We start from the raw sequence: 24195 nt of genomic DNA, 5'->3' as shown, positions 1-24195 counted from the left end.
GGTACCTCGTTTGCGTTGCCGGGCGATTACTGGCCTGTCTGTTGCTTCGGCGCCGGGATGCTGCCGCCGTTCAGCTGCTTTTCGGCGGGTTTCGGTGCCGCGCCTTCTTCTGCACCGGCTTCAGCAGCGGCAGCAGGTTTCGCCGGTTCCTTCGCCGCCGCGGGGGTGCCGTCCTTCTTCCCGGCTTCATCCTTCGCGGCCGGCTTTTGGACCGGATTTTCCGGCTGGGCCACCAACAGCTCCGGGGCTGCGCCTGGTTCCGCCGCCTTCGGCTTCCCGGTGACCTTCTGGCTCTCCAGATTGATGGAGCCGACCGACGGAGACGTTACCATCCCCAATTCTGCCGCCTTCGCGGCAAGATTCTGGGGAGCCTGGTGGTTTTCGAGTTGCTGTGTCAGTTTTTCGTTCGCCTGGGCCAGGGAGACCTGCTCGTTGCGCAGCTCCACCAGTTTGTACTGCCCGCTGGAGACCGAGATGTTCAGCATCAGGACGCTGCCGAGCGCGAGCACCAGAACCGTGAAACAGAACAGGGCGAACGGCACGCGCTTGCGCGTCGGGCTGTTGGGTACGACGGAGAGCGGGGTGCGGCGGGGGGCCTGCCGGGGCGCCGCTGCGGGACCTCGGGCCGGCACGGCACTGCCGTGCACGTACTGATGCTGGTCGGGACGGGCCGCGTGGGCACTGGCACTCATTTTGCGCTCCTGTTCCGGATCCGTTCTACCGCCCGCAGCTTGGCCGAAGCCGCCCGCGGGTTTTCTGCAATCTCTGCCGCCGTCGGCACTTCGGTGCCCTTGGTCAGGGTCTTCAGCTGCGGCTTGTGTTCTTCCAGCTCGACGGGGAACCCGCGGGGTGCGGATGACTTCGAGAGCTGTCCGAAAACGGCCTTGGTGATCTTGTCCTCCAGCGAGTGGTAGGACATCACGACGATCCGGCCGCCCAGCGCCAGCACGTCGATGGCGGCCGGCAAGGCCCGCTCGAGCACGTCCAGCTCCTCGTTGACCTCGATCCGCAGTGCCTGGAAGGTGCGTTTCGCCGGATGGCCGCCGGTCCGCGCCGCAGCAGCCGGCACGACCTTGCGGATCGCGTCCACGAGTTGGCCCGTGGTGGTCAGCGGGGCCTCGTCGCGGGCTGCCACAATGCTGGAGGCGATGCGTCCGGCGAACTTCTCTTCGCCCCAGCGCCGGATGATGCGCACCAGGTCCGCCTCGGCATACGTGTTGACAATGTCCGCGGCAGTCATGCCCCGGCTGGTGTCCATCCGCATGTCCAGGGGCGCGTCGTAGGAATAGGCGAAGCCGCGGTCCCGCTCGTCCAGCTGGAGCGAGGAGACGCCCAGGTCGAACAGCGCGCCGTCGATCTGGCCGACGCCGAGGTCGTCAACCGCGTCGGCGATCTCGTCGTACACCGCGTGAACCAGATCGGTGCGCTCCGCGAAGCGGCGCAGCCGCTCTCCGGCCAACGCCAGCGCCTGTTCGTCCCGGTCGATCCCGATCAGGTGCAGCTGCGGAAAACGCTGCAGCAAGGCCTCCGAATGCCCGCCCATGCCGAGCGTCGCATCGACGACGACGGCGCGGCCGCGTTCGGCCACCGCACGTTCGACGGCCGGGGCGAGCAGGTTGATGCAGCGGTCGCGGAGCACCGGAATGTGGCGCTCCCCTGCCGGCCGCTCGCTGTTCATCCTGAAGCCTTCTTTCCTGCTGGTGCCCGGGACCGGTTGGTCGCTGGAGTCTTTAAGTCCGAAAGTCCTTGAACCAGATCCCCATCCGCGCCTGGCCTGTCCCGCCTGGCTCCGGGGAAGGTGAGCCAGGTTGGACCTGCCGGGCGGCTGGAGATCTCATCCAAGAACGTCCGTGCCGCGTGTGCTGTTTGTCGTCCCGGGGTCAAAAGACTCCGGGCAATACGTCTTCGTCTGTTTCGGAGAAGGCGGTTTCCTGCTCCTGGAGGTAGTCGTCCCAGGCCCGGGCATCCCAGATCTCAGCGCGGGTTCCCGCACCGATGACCGCCAGCTCCCGGTCCAGCCCTGCATAGGTCCGCAGTGCCGGCGGGATGGTGACCCGGCCCTGCTTATCCGGAACTTCGTCAGAGGCTCCTGACAGAAAGACGCGAATGTAGTCACGGGCGTGGCGGGAAGATATCGGAGCCTTCCGCATCTCCTCGTGAACCCGCTCGAATTCCTTCTGGCTGAAGACGTAGATGCAACGCTCCTGGCCTCTCGTCAGGACGAGTCCATCGGCAAGCTCCTCGCGGAACTTTGCGGGAAGTATCAGGCGCCCCTTCTCGTCGAGCCGCGGCGAGTGTGTCCCGAGGAACATCGCCACCGCCCTGCCGATTGGAGGAGACCGTCGCCCCCTGCGTCACCACTACCCTCTTATGTCCTCCACTTTACTCCACATCACGCCACAGTCAACTACTTCCGGCCCCTTTTGTAGCTGGAAATGTTCGGCGCCCTCCGCGTGAGGGCGCGGAAGCAGGCGGGTGGAGCAGAGTGGAGGGAAAGTGGAGGGCCTGGGGAACCCGGCAGTAGAAGTTTCCTGTTGGATCGCGTCCAGGCCGGCCGATGCGGCCGTTGCGCCGGGAAACGGGCGGGACCCGGCCCACACGGGGCCTTTAAACACGAAAAGACCCGACGTTTGACGGGTCTTGCCTTCGTGCCTTTCGGCCGCTAGCTGCCGGGTGGGGCGAAGTGGAGGAGCCTCAACGGCTGCTCCGGCGGCCGGGTCTTATGTCAGCGGTCTTCGCCGTGATGCCGCTCGTCCCACCGCTCCTCGAGGCTGGCCATGAAGCCGCCCTTCGATGAGGAAGTCTGCCTGGTGCCGGTCGCCCGCGGCGACCCTGCCCCGGCGCGACGCGTGGTGGCCCAGTAGACGCCGGCACCCATGATGACGAATCCCAGGACTCCGACGGCGATGATCTGGCTGAGGATGCCGGTGAGCAGGACCAGGATTCCGGCAATCGCGACGAGTGAGCCCACGACGATGTGGCGCGTCGACAACGATCGGCCGCTGGCCGATTCCATGTGGCTGGCAAACTTCGGGTCATCAGCATGCAACTGCTGCTCCAGTTGTTCCAGCAGCCGCTGTTCATGCTCTGAGAGTGGCATCTGAGCCTCCTTTGTTCCAGTCCCCCAAGGGTGCATAGCGTACAACGAACTCCGCGGGACAAGAGTTCCTGAAACCAACCGGAACCGAATTGACCTCTGCTACTAAGAATAGAGCGCAAAGCCTGCAATCAAAAGCCACGATGACCCACCTGTGATCCCACCCGTCCCGATTTCACGCACCTTGGCCCCGGCCCGGCCGGCGGCGGGATTCCGGGCCCTGCTCCGCCGGCTTGCGGGGCCCGGACTTCAGCAGCGAGGCAGGCACAATCCCCGCGCCGCCGAACTTCCGGTTCACCTCGTCCAGGGCCTGTTCGGCGCTGTGCCACGTGTCTTCGTGGCCGTCGAAGCTCAACTGCTGGCCGCCCCGGCCGGCGTCCTCCAACTGCTCCGCCCGCAACCCGATGAGCCGGACCGCCTGCGGCCGCTCGCCGAGGGCCGACAAAAGCGCCGCAGCGGCGGCCTGCAACTGCTGGGCGCTGTTCGAGGGCGCCGGCAGCTTCCGTGACCGGTTCAAGGTGGTGAAGTCGGAATATCTGAGTTTCAACGCTATGGTTCCGGCGCGCATGTTCCCGGCGCGGAGCCTGGCGGCCGTCCGGTAGGCCAGCCGCAGGAGCTCGCGCTCGAGCACCTCGTCGTCGTCGACGTCCTTTTCGAAGGTTTCTTCGGCACCTACGCTTTTCTCCACCCGTTCAGGGGTGACCGCCCTGTCGTCCATTCCCCAGGCCAGCCGATGGACGTGGTCGCCGGTGGCGCCCAGGACGCGGTGCAGCGCCGCGGGCGGCGTGTGCGCCACGTCGGCAACGGTACGGATCCCAAGGCGGGCCAGGACCTCCCGCGTCTTGGCGCCGACTCCCCAGAGGGCCCCCACCGGCAGGGAATGCAGGAAGTCGACCGTCTCGGCCTCGGGTATGAGCAGCAGGCCGTCCGGCTTGGCGTGCGTGGAGGCTATCTTGGCCACGAACTTGGTCGTGGCGATGCCCACCGTCGCGGTCAGTCCCAGCTCGGACGAGATCCTACGGCGGATCAGCGCGCCGATCTCCAGCGGTTCGCCCAGCCGCCGGCGGGCACCGGCCACATCGAGGAAGGCTTCGTCGACGCTGAGCGGTTCCACGTACGGCGTGATTTCCCGGAAGATCGCCATGATCCGGGTCGAGGCCTGCTGGTACTTGCCGTGGCTGGGTTCAATGATGAGCGCCTGCGGGCACAGCATGCGGGCCCGGGCCATCGGCATCGCCGAGCGGACACCGTATTTGCGGGCCTCGTACGACGCCGAGAGCACCACCGCCCGGCCCGAGGCGGATCCCACGATGACCGGCTGCCCGACCAGCTCCGGCCGCTCCAGCAACTCCACACCCACGAAAAAGGCGTCCATGTCCACGTGGAGAATGGTGCAGTTTTGCTGGTCCGGGGAGGTCACAGCACTATCGTAGGCTGGCTGCCGCCTGCGGTGCCGCCGATGCTGCGGGCGGGCGGCCCGGCGCCCGGCCGGATTGTCTAGACTGGCTGCAGACATCAGTACCACCGCGAGGAGCTCCGCCGCATGCTGTACCGCCCTGACGAATCCCTCCCCGCACGGGCAGACCGGAGGTAACGGCATGGAACCCTCTGCGACCACAACGAGCGCGGCGGAACAGGAAGACTTCCGGCAGGCCGTGGCCGGGTTGCTCCGGGAGTTCCTGGCCGGACAGAAGGACCTGCTGCAGGATGCGGCTCCGGACGCGGCACCGCTGGTGGAGGCCATCACCGACCTCACCGCGGGCGGCAAGCGCCTCCGGGCGCTGTTGGCCTACTGGGGCTGGCGCGGGGCAGGGGGGTCCGTGCTCGCCAGCCAGGCCGTTCAGGCGGGAGTCGCGCTGGAGCTCTTCCAGGCCGCGGCACTGATCCACGACGACATCATCGACCGCTCGGACACCCGGCGGGGCAGCCCGAGCGTGCACCGGCGGTTCGAGCAGCAGCACCGGCTCAACGGCTGGGCGCTGGACGCCGAGCGCTACGGGCAGGCCGCCGCCCTGCTGGCCGGCGACCTCTGCCTGTCCCTCAGCGAAGAAGTCTTTGCCGGCATCGGGGCGGAGTCCGCGTCAGGAACGCCGGCCCGCGCAATTTTCAACCGCATGCGCGCGGAGGTCATGGCCGGGCAGTATCTGGACCTGCTGGAGGAAGCTGCCGGACCGGGGCGCCCGGCCGAAGCCGCCGTGGACCGCGCGCTGCAGATCCTCCGCTACAAGTCGGCCAAGTACTCCACCGTGCATCCCCTGAGCGTGGGCGGTGCGCTGGCCGGCGCTTCTACCGGCCTGCTGGAGGCCTACGAGGCATTCTCGCTGCCCTTGGGCGAGGCCTTCCAAATCCGCGACGACGTGCTGGGCGTGTTCGGCGATCCGGCCACCACCGGCAAGCCGGCCGGGGACGACCTGCGGGAAGGCAAACGCACGGTCCTGATTGCGCACACGCTCAACCACTGCACGCCGGCCGAACGCGCCCTGCTGGAGACGCGGCTCGGTTCACCGGAACTCTCGGACGCGGCGGTGGAAGAACTGCGGGACCTGATCACCGGAAGCGGCGCCCTGGCTGCCGCCGAGCAAATGATTGCCGACCGGACCGCCGCGGTCGAGGCGGCCCTGGCGGCCCTGCCGGTGGCCGACGGTGTGCGGCAGGCCCTGGGCATGCTGGCCGACGCAGCGGTGCGCCGCAGCGCCTGAGCCGGCAGCCCGGGGCCCGACCCCCGCGGGTTGGGCAATTGCGCCGGCTACCGGGTCCCTACCAGCCGAGCGCCTGGGCGCGGCGGCGGATCTCGGTTTTGCGGCCCTCGCGCAGCGCGTCGATGGGCCGGCCGGGCAGCGAGTCATCGGCGGTGAAGAGCCAGACCAGGGCTTCCTCATCGCTGTAGCCGGCGTCGGACAGCACCGCCAGGGTCCCCTTGAGGCTTTCGAGCACGGTCCCGCCGACCAGGAACGCCGCCGGCACCGAGCGGATCCTGCGCTCCCCCACGCGCGCCTCCACCAAGGCGCGTTCTTCGAGCAGGGCGTGCACCTTTTTAATGGAGACGTCCAGTTGTTCGGCGACGTCGGGAAGGGGCAGCCAGTCGGTAATCAGTTCTTCAAGTTCACTCACCGTATAAGGGTGCCATGGCGGCCCCCGGGGAGCCATTTCCTTTTCGACACGCCGCCTTCATTCTTCATTCTCCGCCGATGGCTTTTGTGTTATGCGTCAATAGTGTAAATTCACTTGAGTAACAGCTTTCACATCGATAACAAACGGCACACCAGTACCACTGTGCGGCCCGTTGGGGGACGCTCGCCAGGCCGCAGAACAAGGATGAGGGACACCAATGACCGATCAGCGCCCGATCACGCGCAACGACCGCAGCCAGCCCCGCCGGGTACTACTGTCCGCGGCAGCAACCGCGGCGATTCCCGCCGTCGTGCTGTCCTCCGCTGCCTTGGCCATGCCGGCCCAGGCAGCCGAGCTGCCGCCGCGCTCTGCGCTGCAGCCCAAGGCGGCGATTCCGGGCGTTACGGTTCCGGCGACCGCTTTCATTCCCGCTTCCCAGGTTGCCGCCCGATTGCCCGCTTCCCTGCGGGCGCAGAACACTCCCGCCGTCCATACGGTGAGGGCCGGCGAGACGATCAGCGGCATCGCGGCCCGGTACGGCCTCTCCACGCAGAAGGTACTGTCGCTGAACGGCCTCAGTGCCAGCACCATCATTCACCCGGGGCAGAAGATCAAGCTGGGCGGCTCGGCCGCCAAGTCCTCCGGCAACGCCGCGAAGCAGTCCTCGTCGGGTTCCGGCAGCTACACCGTCAGGTCCGGCGATACCCTCTCCGGCATCGCCGCCAAGCACGGCATGAGCCTGGGCGCCGTGCTCTCGGCCAACAACCTCAAGATCAGCTCGATCATCTACCCGGGCCAGAAGATCTCGGTCAACGGCGGCGCCGCCCAGGTCTCGGCCGCCTCAACCGTTACCCGTGCGAAACCTTCCACCAAAACCGTCGCCGGTACCGGCAGCTACACGGTCAAGTCGGGCGATACCCTCTCCGGGATTGCCGCCAAGCACGGCATGGGTTTGGGCGCCCTCCTCTCCGCCAACAACCTCAAGATCAGCTCGATCATCTACCCGGGCCAGAAGATCTCGGTCAACGGCGCGGCCAAGGCCTCCAGCGCCTCCGCCCCGGCCGCGCAGGCGAAACCTTCCACCACGTCGGTCGCGCCCTCCGGCACCGGCAGCTACACGGTCAGGCCGGGCGATACCCTCTCCGGCATCGCCGCCCGCCACGGCATGAGCCTGGGCGCCGTCCTCTCCGCCAACAACCTCAAGGTCACCTCGGTCATTTACCCGGGCCAGAAAATTAAGGTGAGCGGTTCGTCGGTTACCAGCGCGTCGGCGTCGTCCAAGGCCCCGGCCAACAACGGCGCAGCCACCGGCGCGGGCAGCTATACGGTCAAGTCCGGCGATACGCTTTCCGGCATTGCCGCCAAGCTGAACGTGACCCTGTCCAGCCTGCTGCAGTCCAGCGGCCTGAAGTCGACGTCGATCATCCACCCGGGCCAGAAGATCAGCGTCCCCGGCGGTGCGCAAACCACGACGTCGACTGTGGGGACCGCGTCGGCCCAGCCGCTGGTTCCCAGTACCTTCCTGCACTACACCTACCCGGCCGCCGTGGTGGGCAAGGCGAACGAGAACAAGCGCCTGCTGCTCTCCACCCCGCAGCCCACCCAGGCGCAGATGAAAGACATCATCGCCGAGACGGCCGTCAAGATGGGGGTGGACCCGCGGCTCGCCCTGGCGCACGCCTACCAGGAATCCGGCTTCCAGCAGGACGCCGTGTCGCCGGCCAACGCGATCGGCGCCATGCAGGTCATTCCGTCCTCGGGCGAGTGGGCCTCGACCCTGGTGGGCCGCAAGCTCAACCTGCTGGACCCCTACGACAACGCAACCGCCGGCGTAGCGATCATCCGGTCCCTGGTGAGCACCAGCCCGTCCCTGGACATCGCCATTGCGTCCTACTACCAGGGCCAGTACGGCGTGATGACGTACGGCATGTACAACGACACGAAGGCCTACGTGGCAGCGGTTAAATCGCACATGAAGAAGTTCTAGCGGCCACCGCCCCCGTGGCAAAAGGACCCGAACCCCGGTGTGGATTCGGGTCCTTTCGCTCATCGGACTTAGGATCGTAGAGTGCAACCGGCAACTGATTCACTGGTCGGCGCCCTGATCGACGGGCGCTACCGGGTTGCCTCGCGCCTGGCGCGCGGCGGAATGTCCACCGTTTACCTGGCGTCCGACACCCGGCTGGACCGCAATGTGGCGCTCAAGGTCCTCTATCCCTACCTGGCGGAAGACGCCGGCTTCCTGGAACGGTTTGAACGCGAGGCCAAGTCCGCGGCCCGGCTCTCACACCCCCATGTGGTGGGCGTCTACGACCAGGGCATCGACGGCAACGTCGCCTACCTCGCGATGGAATACGTGCCCGGACACACGCTGCGGGACCTGCTCGACGAGTCCGCTCCGCTGACGCCGCGGCATGCGCTGGCTGTCCTTGATCCTGTGATCGAGGGGCTGGCCGCCGCGCACGCCGCCGGTCTGGTGCACCGTGACATCAAGCCGGAGAACGTGCTGATGTCCGACGACGGCCGGGTCAAGCTCGGAGACTTCGGCCTGGCGCGCGCCGTGACCACCAGCACCAATACCGGGTCCCTGATCGGGACGGTGGCGTACCTGCCGCCCGAATTGGTCACCGGAACCGCGTCCGATGAACGCAGCGATGTCTACTCGGTCGGCATCATGCTGTTCGAGATGCTGACCGGGCGTCAGCCGTTCACCGGCGACGTGCCGATCCAGGTGGCATTCCAGCACGTCAATTCCACCGTCCCTGCGCCGTCGACCCTGGTTCCCGGGCTGGCTCCCGATCTCGACGAACTGGTGCTCTGGTGCACCGGGTCCGATCCGGACCAGCGGCCGGTGGACGCCGCCGCGCTGCTGGGTGAACTGCGGCACGTGCACAAATCCCTCAGCGACGCCCAGCTGGATGCCCGGCCACCCCGGGCCGAGCCGGCGGGAACATCATCCACCCAGGTCATCCCGTCCGATCCGCACCGCACCACCGTCATCTCCCGCTCCGCAAACCACACGCAGGTTTTCAGCGCCGGCGAGGCCGCCGCGGCGGCACCGGCCGGCCAGCAGCGCACGCTCTCCGCCCGCGAATCCAAGAAGCGCCAGCGGGAACTGGCCCGCCGGTCGCGGCGTCCCGAACAAAACCTGCGCCGCGGAAATCCCCGGCGCCGGGGCATCATCTGGATTGTGGTGCTGGCCATCCTGGCCGCCTTGGTCGCAGCCGCAGGGTGGTTCTTCGGCATGGGGCCCGGCGCCATTGTTTCCGTGCCGGACGTCGCCGGCAAGCCGGTGGCCGAAGCCGAGGGCATGCTGCGGGAACAGGGGTTGGAGTACACGCTCAAGGAAGTCTTCGACGAGAAGCTGGCCGCGGGGGTAGCCGTCGGCACGGAACCCGATGCGCCCGTCGAAGTCCGCCGCTTCGAGCAGGTGGCCCTCGTGGTCTCGAAGGGGCCGGAGCTGTTCGGCGTGCCCGCGTTGGCGGGCATGAGCGTGGAAGAGGCCACCGCCGCGCTGGAGGAGGCCGGGCTGGCCGCCGGTGATGTCAAGGAGAAGTACGACGAAGAAGCAGCGGCGGGTACGGTTCTCAGCCACAAACCCGGCGAGGGCGAACAACTGCGGCGGGGCACCGCCGTCGGGCTCACGGTCTCCAAGGGGCCGAAGCCGTTCAGCGTGCCGCAGGTGGTGGGCCAGCCGCAGTCCGACGCCGCCGCAGCCCTGGAAGGCGCCGGCCTGAAGGTGGCGGTGGCCCCGGAGGCCGTGTTCGACCGCAACGTCCCGGCCGGCTCGGTCGCGGCGCAGACGCCGGCCGAAGGCCAGGTCATCCGCGGTGACACCGTGACGCTGACGCTCTCCAAGGGCCCGCGGATGGTCGAGGTCCCGGACACCGTGGGCCGGCAGGTGGACGACGCCAAGCGCGCGCTGGAGGAACTGGGCTTCGAGGTGAAGGTCAAGGAGTTCCTCGGCGGCTTCTTCGGCACCGTGCGGACGCAGGACCCGGACAGCGGGTCGCTGCCGGAGGGCTCGGTCATCACGCTGACCGTGGTGTGATGCCGTCCCGGGCGCGAGCAAGAGCCTGAGCCGGCGGACCGACGACGCTCACGCCGCCCGCGTCTTGTGAAGCCGGAAGGCCCGGAACCTGTTCACTTGGTTCCGGGCCTTCCATTTCGTCCCGGTCCTGAGGAGCGCGGGACGGCGGGCGTGCGGCGGGCTACCGCTGGCGGGAGAGCGCTCCCGCCACCAGGAACGCCATCTCCAGGGACTGCATGTGGTTCAGCCGCGGGTCGCAGACGGACTCGTAGCGGTCCAGGAAGGCGTTCTGATCGATGGGATCGGCGCCGCCCAGGCACTCCGCCACGTCGTCGCCGGTCATTTCCACGTGCAGGCCGCCCGGGAAGGTGCCCAGTTCGTGGTGCACGTCGAAGAAACCGCGCACCTCCTCGATGACGTCGTCGAAGTTCCGGGTTTTGTAGCCGTTGGGCGAGGTGACCGTGTTGCCGTGCATGGGGTCAGTCACCCAGAGCACCTTGGCGCCGCTCTCCGTGACCCGCTTGACGAGCTCCGGCAGCTTGTGCCGGATGTTGCCGGCACCCATCCGCGTGATGAAGGTCAGCCTGCCCGGCTCGCGCTCGGGATCCAGTTTGTCGATCAGCCGCAGGGCGTCGTCGGCGGACGTGGTCGGGCCCAGCTTGACGCCGATGGGGTTCCGCACCCGGGACAGGAAGTCCACGTGGGCGCCGTCCAGCTGGCGGGTGCGTTCACCGATCCAGAGGAAATGCCCGGAGGTGTTGTAGGGCAGTCCCGTCCGCGAATCGATGCGGGTCAGCGCGCGCTCGTAGTCCAGCACCAGCGCCTCGTGGCTGGCGAAGAACTCGACCCGCTTGAGGGCGTCGAAGTCGGCGCCGCAGGCATCCATGAACTTCACGGCGCGGTCGATTTCGCGTGCCAGTGACTCGTAGCGCGAATGCGCCGGGTTGGCCGTGAAGCCCTTGTTCCAGTGGTGCACCAGGCGCAGGTCGGCGAAACCGCCCTGGGTGAAAGCCCGAATCAGGTTCAGGGTGGAAGCGGACGTGTGGTACGCCTGCACCATCCGGCTGGCATCGTGGGCCCGGGACTCGGGGGTGAATTCGAAGCCATTGACCATGTCGCCGCGGTAGGCCGGCAGGGTCACGCCTTCACGGGTTTCGTCGTTGGACGAGCGGGGCTTCGCGAACTGCCCGGCCATCCGGCCCATCTTGATCACGGGCAGCGAGGCGCCGTAGGTGAGCACCACGGCCATCTGCAGGATGGTCTTGACGCGGGCACTGATCTTGTCGGCAGTGGCCGCGCCGAAGGTTTCGGCGCAGTCCCCGCCCTGGAGCAGGAACGCCTTGCCGTCGGCGGCCAGGGCCAGACGCTCCCGCAGGACGTCGACTTCCCCGGCAAAGACCAGCGGCGGCAGGGAGTTCAGCTCGGCAACGGAGGACGCGTAGACCGAGGGATCGTGCCAGGTGGGCTGCTGCACCACCGGCAGCTCTCGCCAGTCATCCAGACCGGGATAGTCCGCTGCCGTCGGCAGCTGGTCGGGAACGGAAGAAATGAAGGTTGTATCGGTCACCCTTCAATCGTAGACCTGCGGCTTCGCTGGCTTCACGTGCAGGGGTCATGGGCCGCCACACGGGCGTCACATTCCGACGGCGTCAGCGCCGGCCCTTCCGGCCGGATCGCGGGACTGTTCCCCCGGCATCCGGGAGGCCGTCGGCCTCCGGTCCTTCCGCCGCGGCCGCGCCCGCTCCGCCGCTGTGCCCGGCGGTGCTGTCGGACGGGCTGTCGGGCAGGGCGCCGGAGGGCGTGGCCGCTGCGGCGTGGCCGGCAGCCTGCCCGTCCGCCTCGGGCTGTTCCTGCCCCAACCCGGTGGCGGCAGGCTCAGGCCCTGCGGCGGCGGCAGGCTCCCGTCCCGCGGCGGGGTCCGCTCCGCCGATGACCGTGATGGCGCCGGGCGCTTTGGCCTTCGGAGGTTCCGGTTGCTCCGGCGGCAGGCCGACGGCGGCGTGGCGCTGGTTTTCGGTCTTGGCCGGTTTGCGGGCGGTCAGCTTGGCCTTGACCGTGCTGGCGTACGAGTCGACGTATTCCTGGCCGGAGAGCCGCATGATCTCGTACATGATCTCGTCGGTGACCGAACGCTGGATGAACCGGTCGTCTTCCAGCCCCTTGTAGCGGGAGAAGTCCAACGGCTTGCCGATGATGATGCCCACCCGGCGGATGTTGGGGATGCGCCGGCCGATGGGCTGAACCTTGTCCGTGCCGATCATCGCCACCGGGATCACCGGCACGCCGGTGTGCAGCACCAACTTGGCCACGCCGGTCTTGCCGCGGTATAGCTTTCCGTCCGGTGACCGGGTGCCCTCCGGGTAGATGCCCAGCAGGCCGCCATCCTGCAGCGCGTCCCGTCCCGCCAGCAAGGACGTGGCCGAGGCCGCTCCGCCGGATCGGTCCATTGGAAGCTGGTTGGTCATCCTGAAGAAAGCCGCGGTGAGCTTGCCCTTGGCGCCCTTGCCGGTGAAGTACTCGCTCTTGGCCAGGAACACCACGGGCCGGGGCACCGCGAGGGGCAGGAAAATCGAATCGGAGAAGGAAAGGTGGTTGCTGGCCAGCACCGCGGGGCCGCTGTCGGGAATGTTGTCCAGCCCCTTGACCCATGGCCGGAAGAGTAGCCGGACCACCGGTCCTACGACGATGGTCTTCATGAACCAGTAGAACACGTGTGCCTTTCCGTTCCGCCGCCGCCGGCCGCTTTACCAATACCGCTTGAGACTCTACTCCAGCTTTGGCTTTGCGTGGCTGCGCGGGATGGGGGTGCCGGAGAAAGGAACCGGTCGGCTATTGATGGCCGAACGGCTCCCGTAATGACACGATAGTGCCATGACTTCTGTTGCCGACGGCGTCTTTTCCAGCCCCGGGCACGGCCCGAATTCCCGCGTCGGCGTCGTCCTGCTGCATGGTTTCACCGGTTCCCCGCGCAGTATGCGGGGGTGGGCGGAAAGCCTGGCCGATGCCGGCTTCGGAGTACGGTTGCCGCTGCTGCCCGGTCACGGCACCACGTGGCAGGACTTGGCCACATCCCGTTGGCAAAGCTGGTACGGGGCGGCCGAGCAGGCCTTTTCGGAGCTCGCCCGCGAGCGCAGCCACGTCTTCGTGGCCGGTCTGTCCATGGGCGGAGCGTTGGCGTTGCGGCTGGCCGCGCACCGTCCGGTCTCCGGCGTGCTGCTGGTCAACCCGGGTCTGACCATCGCGGACCGGCGCGCTCCGCTGTCGGGCCTGTTGAAGTATGTCCTGCGGTCTGTGCCGGCCATTGGCAACGACATCAACAAGCCGGGCATGGATGAGGGTGCCTATGAACGCACCCCGGTGGCCGCCGCGCACCAGCTGGGCCAGCTCTTCAAGACTGTCGTGGCCGACCTGCCACGCGTCACTGCTCCCACGCTCGTCTTCCGCTCCGCGGTGGACCACATAGTCCCGGAATCTTCCATGGATGTGCTCCGGCGGCGGATTGGCACGGACCGGCTGGAGGTGGTGCCGCTGGCGGACAGCTATCACGTGGCCACCATGGACCACGACGCCGAGCTGATCTACCGCCGGTCCGCCGAATTCATTCACGCCACTGCAGCCACAGCGCCGGGGCAGACGGGAGCCACCCATGCCCGGGCATGACCAGGACCGGGACGACGCCGCCTGGCAGGATCTGGTCGCCCGGCTGGAAGAGACAGACTCCGGCAACGCGGACGGCATGCCCCCGGAGCGGCCCGCGGCCGGCAACGGCGGCGATGCCCAGCGCCTGCGCGAGATCTTCGAGAACCGCCTGCCGGAGGTCCCGGCGGATGAAGCGCCGCCCGGGCCGCGCGATTACACCGTCGCCGAACCGGACGACGACGAGGGCTACGTCCCGCCGGAACCTGCCCCGCTGGGCGCCGGCGAGCCGCTGCTGGTGCTGGCGTGGATCGGTGCCGTGGGGGCCCCGCTGGGCCTGCTGCTGACCGCCATGTTCTGGCCGGGCGCCCCCTTCACCGCGGTGCTGGCGCTGGTGGCCCTCTTCGTGGCCTCTGCGGCCTACCTGCTCTTCCGCCTGCCCACGGAACGCGACGGGCACGACGACGGGGCGCGCGTCTAGCGCCGGCCGTGGAATCAGACGGAGGCCCCGCGGGCGAGGTCCGCGGCGCCGATCATCCCCGCCTTCGGTCCCAGGCCGGCCGCCCGAACCTCAGCCACCGGCCGGAACCCGCGACCGGTCAGGTTCCGCTGCAGCGCATGGCGGGCCGGCTCCAACAGCAGGTCCCCGGCTTCGCACAGGCCGCCGCCGATCACGAACAGCCCGGGATCCAGCGCCGCGGCAAGATTGGCCAGCCCCAGCCCCAGCCACTCGCCGGCCTCTTCCAGCAGCCGGACGCTGGCGGGGTCGGCGCGTTTCGCCTGATCCGTGACCACCGCGCCGGTGATGTCTGCCACCGTTCCGCCCACGGCCTCCAGCCAACGCTGCGCCACGGGCGAGTTCGCCGCGGCCAACTCCCGGGCCTCCCTGCCCAGGGCGTTGCCCGAGGCGTATTGCTCCCAGCAGCCGCGGTTTCCACACGCGCAGCGGTGCCCGCCGGGCATAATGACCTGGTGCCCGAATTCCCCGGCAACACCCCACCGGCCCCGCTCCAGCCGGCCATCCATCACCATCGCCCCGCCGATGCCGGTGCCCAAGGTGATGCAGACCAGGCGCCGCTCCCCCGTCCCGGCGCCAAAGCGGAACTCCCCCCACGCGGCGGCGTCGGCGTCGTTGACCACTTTGACGGGCCGGGCCAGCAGCCGCTCCAGGTTGTCCCGCAGCGGTTCATTCCGCCACGCCAGGTGCGGGCTGAACAGAACCGTTCCCCCGGCAAGGTCCATCCACCCCGCCGCTCCGACGCCCACTGCGGCAACGTCGTGCTCGGAAGCCAACTCCCGCACCAACGCCGAGATAAGGTGTTCCACGTGCCGCGGATCGTGTCCCGGCGTGGGACGGACCAGCTCCGCCACGACGCGCCCGGCCCGGTCGACGGCCCCGGCCGCCACCTTGGTGCCGCCGATGTCTATGCCCACCGCCAGGGCGCTGTTCTCCACCCCACCATCTTAGGCAGCCGCTCGCGGCGGGCCTGCCGGGCCAGGGAGGGCCCGACCGTTACCGTTTCGTAGGTTACCTGCCGGTATCCGTTGTGATTTAGGTTATAGGCTAAAAGCACCCTCCGTCAGGGAGGCTATACAGAGCTGGCCACAGCTGAGGAAGTGAGGAGCTATCGTGCGCGAATACAGCGTGCCCGTCCTGGTTGACGTTCCGCGGGAGGCCAATATCGCCGGTCTGGTGGTTGAACAGGCGCAGAAGGCATCGAATCCGGCCCTGTTTTCCCGCAAGGACCCGTCCGGGACGTGGCAGGACATCCGTGCCACTGAGTTCCTCGCGGATGTGACCCGGCTGGCCAAGGGGCTGGTCTCCAGCGGTGTTCAGCCGGGCGACCGGGTGGGCATCATGGCCCGCACCCGCTACGAATGGTCCCTGGTGGACTTCGCCATCTGGTTCGCCGGCGCCGTGTCGGTGCCGATTTATGAGACCTCCTCCCCCAGCCAGATCGCTTGGATCCTCGGCGACTCCGGGGCTGTGGCAGTCTTCGCGGAAAGCGCCTCCCATGAGGCGAAGGTCCGCCAGGCCGCCCTCAACGAAGGCTTGGAGGACCTGAAACACGTGTGGCAATTGGGCGAGGAGTCGCTGGACGCGCTCCGCGCCGCCGGCCGGGAGGTGCCCGACGCCACGGTGGAGGAACGCCGCACGGCGGCGAATCTGGACGATCTGGCCACGATCATCTACACCTCCGGCACCACCGGCCGGCCCAAGGGCTGCGAACTCACCCACGGAAATTTCGTGGAGCTGTCCAAGAACGCCGCGGCGGCGCTGCCGGACGTCGCCCACGAGGGCGCGCAGACCATCATGTTCCTGCCGCTGGCCCACGTCTTCGCCCGGTTTATCTCCGTCCTGTGCGTCGCCGCGGGTGCCACCGTGGCGCATACGCCGGACATCAAGAACCTGCTGCCGGATCTGCAAAGCTACCGCCCGACGTTCATCCTGGCTGTCCCGCGGGTGTTCGAAAAGGTCTACAACAACTCCATGCTCAAGGCCGAGGATGCCGGCAAGGGCAAGATCTTCCACGCCGCCGCGGACACGGCCGTCGCCTGGTCCCGGGCCGACGAGGCCGGCAAGGTGCCGCTGATGCTCAAGCTCAAGCACAAGCTCTTCGACAAGCTGGTGTACCACAAGATCCGCGAAGCGATGGGCGGTCGGGTCGAGCACGCGGTCTCCGGCGGCGGCCCGCTGGGCGAACGGCTGGGGCATTTCTTCCACGGCATCGGCCTTCTGGTGCTGGAGGGCTACGGCCTGACCGAAACCACGGCCCCGGTGTCCGTCAACACCCCCAAACTGGTCAAGATCGGTTCGGTCGGGGCTCCGCTGCCCGGAAACGCGGTCAAGATCGCCGACGACGGCGAGATCCTCGCCAAGGGCGTCTGCGTGCTGCGCGGCTACTACAACCGTCCCGACCTCACCTCCGAGGCCTTCGAAGACGGCTGGTTCCGCACCGGAGACATCGGCGAACTGGACGCTGACGGTTTCCTGCGCATCACCGGCCGGAAGAAGGAAATCATCGTCACCGCCAGCGGCAAGAACGTCGTCCCGGCCCTGCTTGAAGACCAGATCCGCGCCGATGCGCTGGTCTCCCAGTGCGTGGTGATCGGCGACAACCGGCCTTTTATCTCCGCGCTCATCACGTTGGACGAGGAGGCCCTGCCCGGCTGGCTGGACCGCCACAACCTGCCGGCCGACACCACCATGGACCAGGCAGCCGACCACGAAGTGGTGAAGGAGGCGGTCCAGTCGCTCATCGACCGCGCCAACCAGACCGTCTCCCAGGCGGAAGGGATTAAGTCCTTCCGGATCATCCCGTCCGACTTCACGGAAGCATCGGGGCACCTGACCCCGTCGCTGAAGATCAAGCGGGCGCAGGTGCTGGCCGATTTCGACGACTACGTGGAGCAGATTTACGCCGGCGTGCGTCAGTAGCTTCGACGAAACAGGCAGGGCCGCGGCTTCCACGCCGCGGCCCTGCCTGTTTCCCCCCGAAGGTTGCCTCGGGCCTACGCCGGGTCGATGACCAGGAGCAGGTCCCCGCCCTGGACCTGTTCGACGGCGGAGACCGCCAGCCGCGTGACGGTGCCTCCGGCGGGAGCGGTGATGCCGGCTTCCATCTTCATGGCCTCGATGGTGGCCACCGTGTCGCCCGCCTTAATGGTGTCGCCGACCTTGGCGAGGACGGTGACGGCGCCGGCGAACGGAGCCGCCACGTGCCCCGGCTGCGCGGGATCGGCCTTCTCGGCGACCTTGACTTCGGATTCCACGCTGGCGTCGCGCACCATCACATTGCGCTGCTGGCCGTTGAGCGTGCAGTGCACGGTGCGCATGCCCTTCTCATCCGGCTCGGAGATGGCCCCGAGCATGGCGATCAGGCGGACGCCCTTCTCAAGCTCGATCACGTGTTCGGTTCCCGGCTGCAGCCCGTACAGGTAGTCCAGCGTGTCCAGCACGGACACATCGCCGTACATGTCCCGGATCTTCTCAAACTCCTTGGCCGGGCCGGCAAACAGCAGCCGGTTCAGGGCCGCGCGCCGGGTCGCCGAATCCGCGGCCAGCGCCGCCGAGTCCTCGGCCGTCAGCTCCTCGTCGCGCCGCTTGATGGTGCGGCCAGCCAGGGCCTTGGTGCGGAACGGCTCGGGCCAGCCGCCGGGAGGATCGCCCAGCTCGCCGGAGAGGAAGCCAATGACGGAATCGGGGATATCGTACTTCCCGGGATCGGACGCGAACTCCTCCGGATCGACGTTTGCGCCGACCAGCTGGAGGGCCAGGTCGCCCACCACCTTGGACGACGGGGTCACCTTCACCAAGCGGCCCAGGATCTTGTCCGCGGCGGTGTACATGTCCTCGATCGCCTCGAACCGCTCCCCGAGTCCCAGCGCGATGGCCTGCTGCCTCAGGTTGGAGAGCTGGCCGCCCGGAATCTCGTGCGCGTACACGCGGCCGGTCGGTCCCGGCAGCCCCGACTCGAACGGGGCATAGACGCGGCGGACCGCCTCCCAGTAGGGCTCCAGCGAGCCGACGGCGGCCAGGTCCAGGCCGGTGTCGCGTTCGGTGTGCGCCAGCGCCGCGACGAGCGCCGACATGGGCGGCTGGCTGGTGGTGCCGGCCATGGCCGCGCTGGCGACGTCCACCGCGTCTGCGCCGGCATCCACGGCGGCCAGCAGCGTCGCCAGCTGGCCGCCGGCCGTGTCGTGGGTATGCACGTGCACCGGCAAATCGAAGCGCTCGCGCAGCGCCGTGACCAGCTTCGCCGCGGCCGCCGGACGCAACAAGCCGGCCATGTCCTTGATCGCCAGGATGTGCGCCCCGGCCTCGACGATCCGCCCGGCCAGCTCCAGGTAGTAGTCCAGCGTGTACAGGTCCTCCGCCGGATCCAGCAGGTCTCCGGTGTAGCAGAGCGCTACTTCTGCCACGGCGGTTCCCGTCTCCCGCACCGCCCGGATTGCCGGCTCCATCTGGGAGACGTCGTTGAGCGCATCGAAGATCCTGAAGATGTCGATGCCGGTGGCGGCAGCTTCCCGGACGAACGCCGTGGTGACTTCCTCCGGGTACGGGGTATAGCCGACGGTGTTCCGTCCGCGCAGCAGCATTTGCAGGCAGATGTTCGGCATCGCCTGGCGCAGCGCCGCCAGGCGCTCCCACGGGTCCTCGCCCAGGAACCGCAGCGCGACATCGTAGGTTGCGCCGCCCCACGCCTCGACCGAGAGCAGCTGCGGGGTGAGGGCCGAGACGGCGGGTGCGGCGTTGAGCAGGTCCTTGGTGCGTACCCGGGTGGCCAGCAGCGACTGGTGGGCGTCACGGAAGGTCGTGTCCGTGACCGCCACGGCTGTCTGGGCCCGCAGCTCGGCCGCAAACTTCTCCGGGCCCAGTTGCTGCAGCCGCTGCCGGGAGCCGGACGCCGGAACGGCCGTCAGGGCACCGGTGGCCTCCAGCGCCTGCCTGGCGGGTTCGGGCAGCTTCTCCACCGGTGCCGTGGACACCGGCAGCTCGCCGTGCGGTTTGTTGACGGTGACGTCCGCCAGCCAGGTCAACAGCTTGGTCCCGCGGTCCGCCGAGACCCGGGCCTTGAGCAGTTCCGGCCGCTCGTCGATGAACGAGGTGGCGACGTTGCCGGCAAGGAAGTCCGGGTCCTCCAGCACCGCCTGCAGGAACGCGATGTTGGTGGAGACGCCGCGGATGCGGAACTCGGCCAGCGCACGCCGGGCGCGGGCGGCCGCCGTCGCGAAGTCGCGGCCGCGGCAGGTGAGCTTGACCAGCATCGAGTCAAAGTGCGGGCTGATTTCGGCCCCGGTGTAGATGGTGCCGCCGTCCAGCCGGACACCGGCGCCGCCGGCCGACCGGTAGGCGGTGACCTTGCCGACGTCGGGACGGAAGCCGTTGGCCGGGTCCTCGGTGGTAATACGGGACTGCATGGCCGTGCCGTTGACGGACACGGCCTGCTGGGACAGGCCCAGGTCGGCCAGGGTCTCGCCCGCGGCGATGCGCAGCTGGGACTGTACCAGGTCGACGTCGGTGATCTCCTCGGTCACCGTATGCTCCACCTGGATGCGCGGGTTCATCTCAATGAAGACATGCTGCCCGGCCCGTTCACCGACCGTGTCTATCAGGAACTCGACCGTGCCGGCATTGGTGTATCCGAGCGCCTGTGCGAACGTGACCGCGTCCCGGTACAGTGCCTGCCGGATGCCCTCGTCCAGGTTGGGTGCGGGGGCGATTTCGATGACCTTCTGGTGCCGGCGCTGGAGCGAGCAGTCGCGTTCGAAGAGGTGCATGACGTTGCCCTGCCCGTCGGCCAGGATCTGCACCTCGATGTGGCGCGGCCGCAATACGGCCTGTTCAAGGAAAACGGTCGGATCGCCGAAGGCCGTGTCGGCTTCCCGCATGGCAGCCGCGAGGGCGTCCGGGAGATCCTTGCGGCTGTCGACCCGGCGCATGCCGCGCCCGCCACCGCCGGCAACCGCCTTGACGAAGATCGGGAAGCCTATCTCCTCGGCTTCGGCCAGCAACTTCTCCGGATCGGCACTGGGCTCGGTGGACTTCAGCACCGGGATCCCGGCCCGGCGGGCCGCCTGCAGGGCATGGACCTTATGACCCGCGAGCTCCAGCACATCGGCCTTGGGGCCGACGAAGGCGATGCCGGCACCGGCAGCGGCGCGGGCCAGCTCGGGATTCTCGGACAGGAATCCGTAACCCGGGTAGATGGCGTCCGCGCCCGACTCCTTGGCGACCCGAATGATTTCGTTGACGTCGAGGTAAGCCCGGACGGGATGCCCCTGCTCGCCGATCAGATACGCTTCGTCGGCCTTCTGCCGGTGGATCGAGTTGCGGTCTTCATACGGGAAGACAGCCACCGTTTTGGCGCCCAGTTCGTAGGCCGCACGGAAGGCCCTGATGGCGATTTCGCCACGGTTGGCTACCAAGATCTTTTCGAACATTTCACTCCTGCATCGTTGCCGGGTCCGGACTTTGGGGGTGAAGCACCGACCGTCCGGCGCCGGCGCCGGCGGACTCAGTGAGCCAAGTCTCACGGACTGCGAGCCGGGCTGGCAAGCCAGTGTTGCACAGATCACGCGCCGCGGCGGTCCTCACGGGCCGCATGTTACGGCGCAAGCTGCGAAACGCCCCGGCGGCGCGGGTGGCACGGTGTGCTGCGGCGCTCCACTTATGATGAATAGGGTGCCGTGAAGACTTATCCGGCGCAGAAGCCCCACGACTCGATACGTTAGGTTTTGGTTTTTACGTGCAAGTAGTGAGCATCAGCAGCCTCAAGGGCGGGGTCGGCAAGACCTCGGTCACGCTGGGCCTGGCCTCTGCGGCGCTGGCAGCGGGAATCCCCACCCTGGTCATCGACTTGGATCCGCATGCTGACGCGACCACGGGATTAGGCGTCAAGCCGTCCCGCCAGACCGACGTCGGCCGGCTCCTAAAGAACGCGCGCAAGGCCGACCTGCGGGCCAACGTCGCCCCGAGCGGCTGGGTGGCCTCGGCGGATCCCGGCAGCGCGCCGGCTTCCGGCCGGAAGGTTCTCGACGTCGCCATCGGCTCCGCCTACTCCGGCATCTACGACCGGCCCGATTTGAGCCGCCGGGACCTGCGCAGGCTTTCGACCGTGCTCTCCCGCGTGAATGACTACTCGCTGGTGCTCATCGACTGCCCGCCGTCGCTCAACGGGCTGACGCGCATGGCGTGGACGGCGAGCACGCGGGTGCTGCTCGTGGCCGAGCCGAGCCTCTTCTCGGTGGCGGGCACCGAGCGCACCATGCGCGCCATCGATTTGTTCCGGGAGGAATTCGCGCCGGACCTGAAGACGGCCGGGGTGGTGGCCAACCGTGTCCGGCCCAGCTCCAACGAACACGGTTACCGGCTGGCCGAAATGAAAACCATGTTCGGCGACCTGCTGCTCTCCCCCACCATCGCCGAGCAGGCGAACTGGCAGCAGATCCAGGGGGCAGCGCATTCCGTCCACCAGTGGCCGGGTGAATCGGCGCGGCAGGCGGCCGCGCTTTTCGACGAGCTGCTCAAGAACCTGACCGATTCCGGCCGGATGCGCAGCCGCGCGCTCCGCCGCCAGCCCAGCTGACAACAGGTCCCGAACCGTGCGGCGGGTCCGCCCGGGCCGCACCTTACACACGGGATCGCGATACACGGGATCGCGCCTTTAATCAGCGGGAGGGACCCCGGTTTCCCTGAGCCCCGCCCGCTGTTATGTCCTGTGTGCGGTCAGCTGATCTTGCGTGCGGCGCGCCGGCGGCTCAGCTCGTCGTCGGGAAAATCCTGTTCCTCTGCGGCATGTTCGCTGGGGAGCTCCGCGAGGCTGCCTTCGACCTCTCGCCACACCCGGCCGACGGCGATGCCGAAGACTCCCTGTCCGCCCTGGACCAAGTCGATGACTTCGTCGGCGGAGGTGCACTCGTACACGCTGGCGCCGTCGCTCATGAGGGTAATCTGGGCCAGATCTTCCACGCCGCGTTCACGCAGGTGGCCGACGGCGGAGCGGATCTGCTGCAGCGAGACGCCGGTGTCGAGCAGGCGCTTGACCACCTTCAGGACCAGGATGTCGCGGAAGCTGTAGAGGCGCTGCGAGCCGGAGCCGGACGCGCCGCGGACGGCAGGTTCCACCAGTCCGGTGCGTGCCCAGTAGTCCAACTGCCGGTAGGTGATGCCGGCTGCCTTGCATGCTGTGGGACCGCGGTAACCGGCGTCCTCGTCCAGCACGGGCAGGTCTTCGGTGAACAGCAAGCCCTGGGCACTTGCGGGTATGGCAGCGCCGGTCTGCAGAGCGTGCGGCATCTCGCCTGCATCACCTTTAGGACTCACGTGAACCCTCCTTGTCGAAGTTCCCTGTGGGGAATGAGCTTCGCAGTCAGCCCAGAGGTCTGGTCTAAGTCTGCCTTGAGATGGCCTGCGGTGCAATGGGAACTGTATGCTTCGACGTTAGAACGGCGGGGGCCGCCGGTCAAAGACGCTGGCCTTTTTGCTGCGGCGTGTCGGATGCCCCGGAGCCGGGCCGGGCGTTTCGGGTGCCGGAACCGAATGCCGGCGACGGCTATTTCTCGAAGTCCTCGGGCTCCACGTCGGCGAGGAATTCCCTGAACTCGCGCAACTGGCTTTCCGCGTTCTCCTGCGCCGGGCCGTCGGATTCCTCGTCGTCGGCCGCTTCGGCGATCTTGACCCCGGCCTCGTCCATTACTTCGTCCGCACAATAGATCGGGCAGGGCACGCGCAGTGCCACCGCGATGGCGTCCGAGGCGCGGGAGCTGACTGTCACCCCGCCGTCAAACACCAGCTCGGCAAAGAAGACGGTGTCCTGGACCGTCACCAGGCGGACTTCGGTGATCCGCCGGCCGAGCACGTCCACGACGTCGCGGAGCAGGTCGTGGGTCATGGGGCGCGGCGGTTTGATGCCCTGCTGGGCGAACGCAATCGCGCTGGCTTCCGGCGCGCCGATCCAGATGGGTATGTGCCGTTCGCCTTCGGTTTCCTTGAGCAGCACCAGCGGCTGGTTCGACGGGAGTTCAATGCGGACTCCGACAACCTCGAGTTCGAGCATGGCTTCTCCGTTCAGCGGTCCATCTGGGCCAGGTGCCCGTGAACCAGCGCCGTATGCAGGTTCAGGCACAGATCGCTGATTTCCTTGGCCGCCTCGGCGGCGCGGGCCCGGGAGGCGACGTCGCGCCGGGACGCCAGCGGGGCCACCGCACGCTCCACCAGCCCGACCTCGCGGTCTGCGGCGGCCCGGAACGGGCGGAGGTGCCGAGGTTCGATGCCATGGCTGCCCAGCTGCCTGCAGGCGCGCACGACCTTGAGTGCGTGTTCGTCGAAACAGGCGTCGTGGGCGTGGATCAGGCCGTAGGCCAGAAGGTCGTCCACGAGTTCCGTGGACGCTCCGCTGGCCTGCAGGAGCTCGGCCCGGGTGAGCGCCCGGCCGCGTCCGTTTAGTTCTGCCGCCAGCGGCTCCGAGACCATCCGGGGGGCCAGGGTCATACCGCCGGGCAGGGCCTCCGGCCGCTCGCCGCGATCGATCGCGTCCAGATAATCCTTGATGACCTTGAGCGGCAGGTACTGGTCGCGTTGCAGGGCCAGCACGAAACGGAGGCGTTCTACGTCCTGGCCGGTGTACTTCCGGTAGCCGGCCGGCGTCCGCTGGGGGCTGATCAGCCCCTTTTCTTCCAGAAACCGGATCTTGGAGGCCGTGATCTGCGGGAAATCCTCCGTCAGCTGTTGCAGCACCTCGCCGATATTGAGGACGCTGCTGCGGTACCCCTCCCGGGACGGCCCGAGGGTGCGCCGCGCTGGCTGGGACCCGGGCAC

The 24195-nt window shown here is 68.1% G+C and carries 19 protein-coding genes and 1 pseudogene; 7 read left to right on the top strand and 13 right to left on the bottom strand.

Features of this window, described 5'->3' with window-relative positions; translation table 11 throughout:
* Positions 1–26: 26 nt before the first annotated feature.
* From ftsL to dinB, 5 genes are all read right to left on the bottom strand, one after another.
* A complete protein-coding gene (ftsL, locus tag AC5RW2_RS24010) occupies positions 27–692 on the bottom strand; it encodes a cell division protein FtsL (RefSeq protein ID WP_494025803.1) in 666 nt (221 codons plus the stop codon).
* Positions 689–1678: a 16S rRNA (cytosine(1402)-N(4))-methyltransferase RsmH gene (rsmH, locus tag AC5RW2_RS24005; protein WP_493999459.1), complete on the bottom strand. Its 990-nt coding sequence runs from the start codon at positions 1676–1678 to the stop codon at positions 689–691. The genes ftsL and rsmH overlap by 4 nt, the downstream gene beginning before the upstream one ends.
* A gap of 202 nt (positions 1679–1880) precedes the next feature.
* A complete protein-coding gene (mraZ, locus tag AC5RW2_RS24000; RefSeq protein WP_493987551.1) occupies positions 1881–2312 on the bottom strand; it encodes a division/cell wall cluster transcriptional repressor MraZ in 432 nt (143 codons plus the stop codon).
* Positions 2313–2725: 413 nt separating this feature from the next.
* Complete coding sequence (locus tag AC5RW2_RS23995) at positions 2726–3100, bottom strand: SCO2097 family morphological protein (protein ID WP_493999458.1); 375 nt, start codon at positions 3098–3100, stop codon at positions 2726–2728.
* Between the two features lie 172 nt (positions 3101–3272).
* Positions 3273–4517, bottom strand: a complete 1245-nt coding sequence (dinB, locus tag AC5RW2_RS23990) for a DNA polymerase IV (protein WP_494074703.1) — start codon at positions 4515–4517, stop codon at positions 3273–3275.
* 178 nt (positions 4518–4695) lie between these two features.
* Here dinB and AC5RW2_RS23985 point away from each other — a divergent pair, with 178 nt between their 5' ends.
* Positions 4696–5796 carry a polyprenyl synthetase family protein gene (locus AC5RW2_RS23985; protein ID WP_494074702.1) on the top strand — a complete coding sequence of 367 codons (1101 nt, stop codon included), beginning with the start codon at positions 4696–4698 and terminating at the stop codon, positions 5794–5796.
* A gap of 58 nt (positions 5797–5854) precedes the next feature.
* On the opposite strand, the gene AC5RW2_RS23980 is transcribed toward AC5RW2_RS23985, so the two are convergent.
* Positions 5855–6244 (bottom strand): Rv2175c family DNA-binding protein, encoded by a 390-nt coding sequence (locus tag AC5RW2_RS23980; RefSeq protein ID WP_493999456.1) that lies wholly within the window; start codon positions 6242–6244, stop codon positions 5855–5857.
* A gap of 181 nt (positions 6245–6425) precedes the next feature.
* On the opposite strand from AC5RW2_RS23980, the gene AC5RW2_RS23975 reads away from it, so the two are divergent.
* Positions 6426–8195 (top strand): LysM peptidoglycan-binding domain-containing protein, encoded by a 1770-nt coding sequence (locus tag AC5RW2_RS23975; RefSeq protein ID WP_493999455.1) that lies wholly within the window; start codon positions 6426–6428, stop codon positions 8193–8195.
* A gap of 81 nt (positions 8196–8276) precedes the next feature.
* A complete protein-coding gene (pknB, locus tag AC5RW2_RS23970) occupies positions 8277–10259 on the top strand; it encodes a Stk1 family PASTA domain-containing Ser/Thr kinase (protein WP_494074701.1) in 1983 nt (660 codons plus the stop codon).
* Positions 10260–10419: 160 nt separating this feature from the next.
* On the opposite strand, the gene AC5RW2_RS23965 is transcribed toward pknB, so the two are convergent.
* Positions 10420–11805 carry a class II 3-deoxy-7-phosphoheptulonate synthase gene (locus AC5RW2_RS23965; RefSeq protein ID WP_493999453.1) on the bottom strand — a complete coding sequence of 462 codons (1386 nt, stop codon included), beginning with the start codon at positions 11803–11805 and terminating at the stop codon, positions 10420–10422.
* A gap of 457 nt (positions 11806–12262) precedes the next feature.
* Positions 12263–12949, bottom strand: a pseudogene (locus AC5RW2_RS23960) (lysophospholipid acyltransferase family protein); the annotation flags it as partial.
* Positions 12950–13109: 160 nt separating this feature from the next.
* On the opposite strand from AC5RW2_RS23960, the gene AC5RW2_RS23955 reads away from it, so the two are divergent.
* Together AC5RW2_RS23955 and AC5RW2_RS23950 are read left to right on the top strand one after the other, a co-directional pair.
* The gene (locus AC5RW2_RS23955; protein WP_494023253.1) at positions 13110–13898 is read left to right on the top strand and encodes an alpha/beta hydrolase; all 789 of its coding nucleotides are present in this window, start codon (positions 13110–13112) and stop codon (positions 13896–13898) included.
* Positions 13885–14355, top strand: coding sequence for a hypothetical protein (locus AC5RW2_RS23950; RefSeq protein ID WP_493999451.1), 471 nt, complete (start codon positions 13885–13887; stop codon positions 14353–14355). Before AC5RW2_RS23955 ends, AC5RW2_RS23950 begins: the two co-directional genes overlap by 14 nt.
* 14 nt (positions 14356–14369) lie before the next feature.
* Here the strand turns inward: AC5RW2_RS23950 and AC5RW2_RS23945 are convergent, their stop codons facing one another.
* On the bottom strand, positions 14370–15329 hold the full coding sequence (locus AC5RW2_RS23945; protein WP_494074700.1) for an ROK family glucokinase: 960 nt from the start codon (positions 15327–15329) through the stop codon (positions 14370–14372).
* Between the two features lie 175 nt (positions 15330–15504).
* On the opposite strand from AC5RW2_RS23945, the gene AC5RW2_RS23940 reads away from it, so the two are divergent.
* Complete coding sequence (locus tag AC5RW2_RS23940; protein WP_493999449.1) at positions 15505–17313, top strand: AMP-dependent synthetase/ligase; 1809 nt, start codon at positions 15505–15507, stop codon at positions 17311–17313.
* Between the two features lie 74 nt (positions 17314–17387).
* Here AC5RW2_RS23940 and AC5RW2_RS23935 read toward each other — a convergent pair whose 3' ends face one another.
* On the bottom strand, positions 17388–20819 hold the full coding sequence (locus tag AC5RW2_RS23935; protein ID WP_494074699.1) for a pyruvate carboxylase: 3432 nt from the start codon (positions 20817–20819) through the stop codon (positions 17388–17390).
* A gap of 305 nt (positions 20820–21124) precedes the next feature.
* On the opposite strand from AC5RW2_RS23935, the gene AC5RW2_RS23930 reads away from it, so the two are divergent.
* On the top strand, positions 21125–21964 hold the full coding sequence (locus AC5RW2_RS23930) for a ParA family protein (protein WP_494074698.1): 840 nt from the start codon (positions 21125–21127) through the stop codon (positions 21962–21964).
* A 140-nt stretch (positions 21965–22104) separates the two neighbouring features.
* On the opposite strand, the gene AC5RW2_RS23925 is transcribed toward AC5RW2_RS23930, so the two are convergent.
* The 3 genes from AC5RW2_RS23925 to ftsR all read right to left on the bottom strand — a co-directional run bounded on the left by AC5RW2_RS23925 (position 22105) and on the right by ftsR (position 24195).
* Positions 22105–22701 carry a MerR family transcriptional regulator gene (locus AC5RW2_RS23925; RefSeq protein ID WP_493999446.1) on the bottom strand — a complete coding sequence of 199 codons (597 nt, stop codon included), beginning with the start codon at positions 22699–22701 and terminating at the stop codon, positions 22105–22107.
* A 229-nt stretch (positions 22702–22930) separates the two neighbouring features.
* A complete protein-coding gene (locus AC5RW2_RS23920; protein ID WP_493999445.1) occupies positions 22931–23434 on the bottom strand; it encodes a bifunctional nuclease family protein in 504 nt (167 codons plus the stop codon).
* An 11-nt stretch (positions 23435–23445) separates the two neighbouring features.
* Positions 23446–24195, bottom strand: coding sequence for a transcriptional regulator FtsR (ftsR, locus tag AC5RW2_RS23915; protein ID WP_493977983.1), 750 nt, complete (start codon positions 24193–24195; stop codon positions 23446–23448).

The organism is Arthrobacter sp. B0316-1-20 (assembly GCF_059091865.1).
The sequence above is the reverse complement of the archived record's forward strand: the minus strand, read 5'-3'. Positions and strand labels throughout refer to the sequence as shown.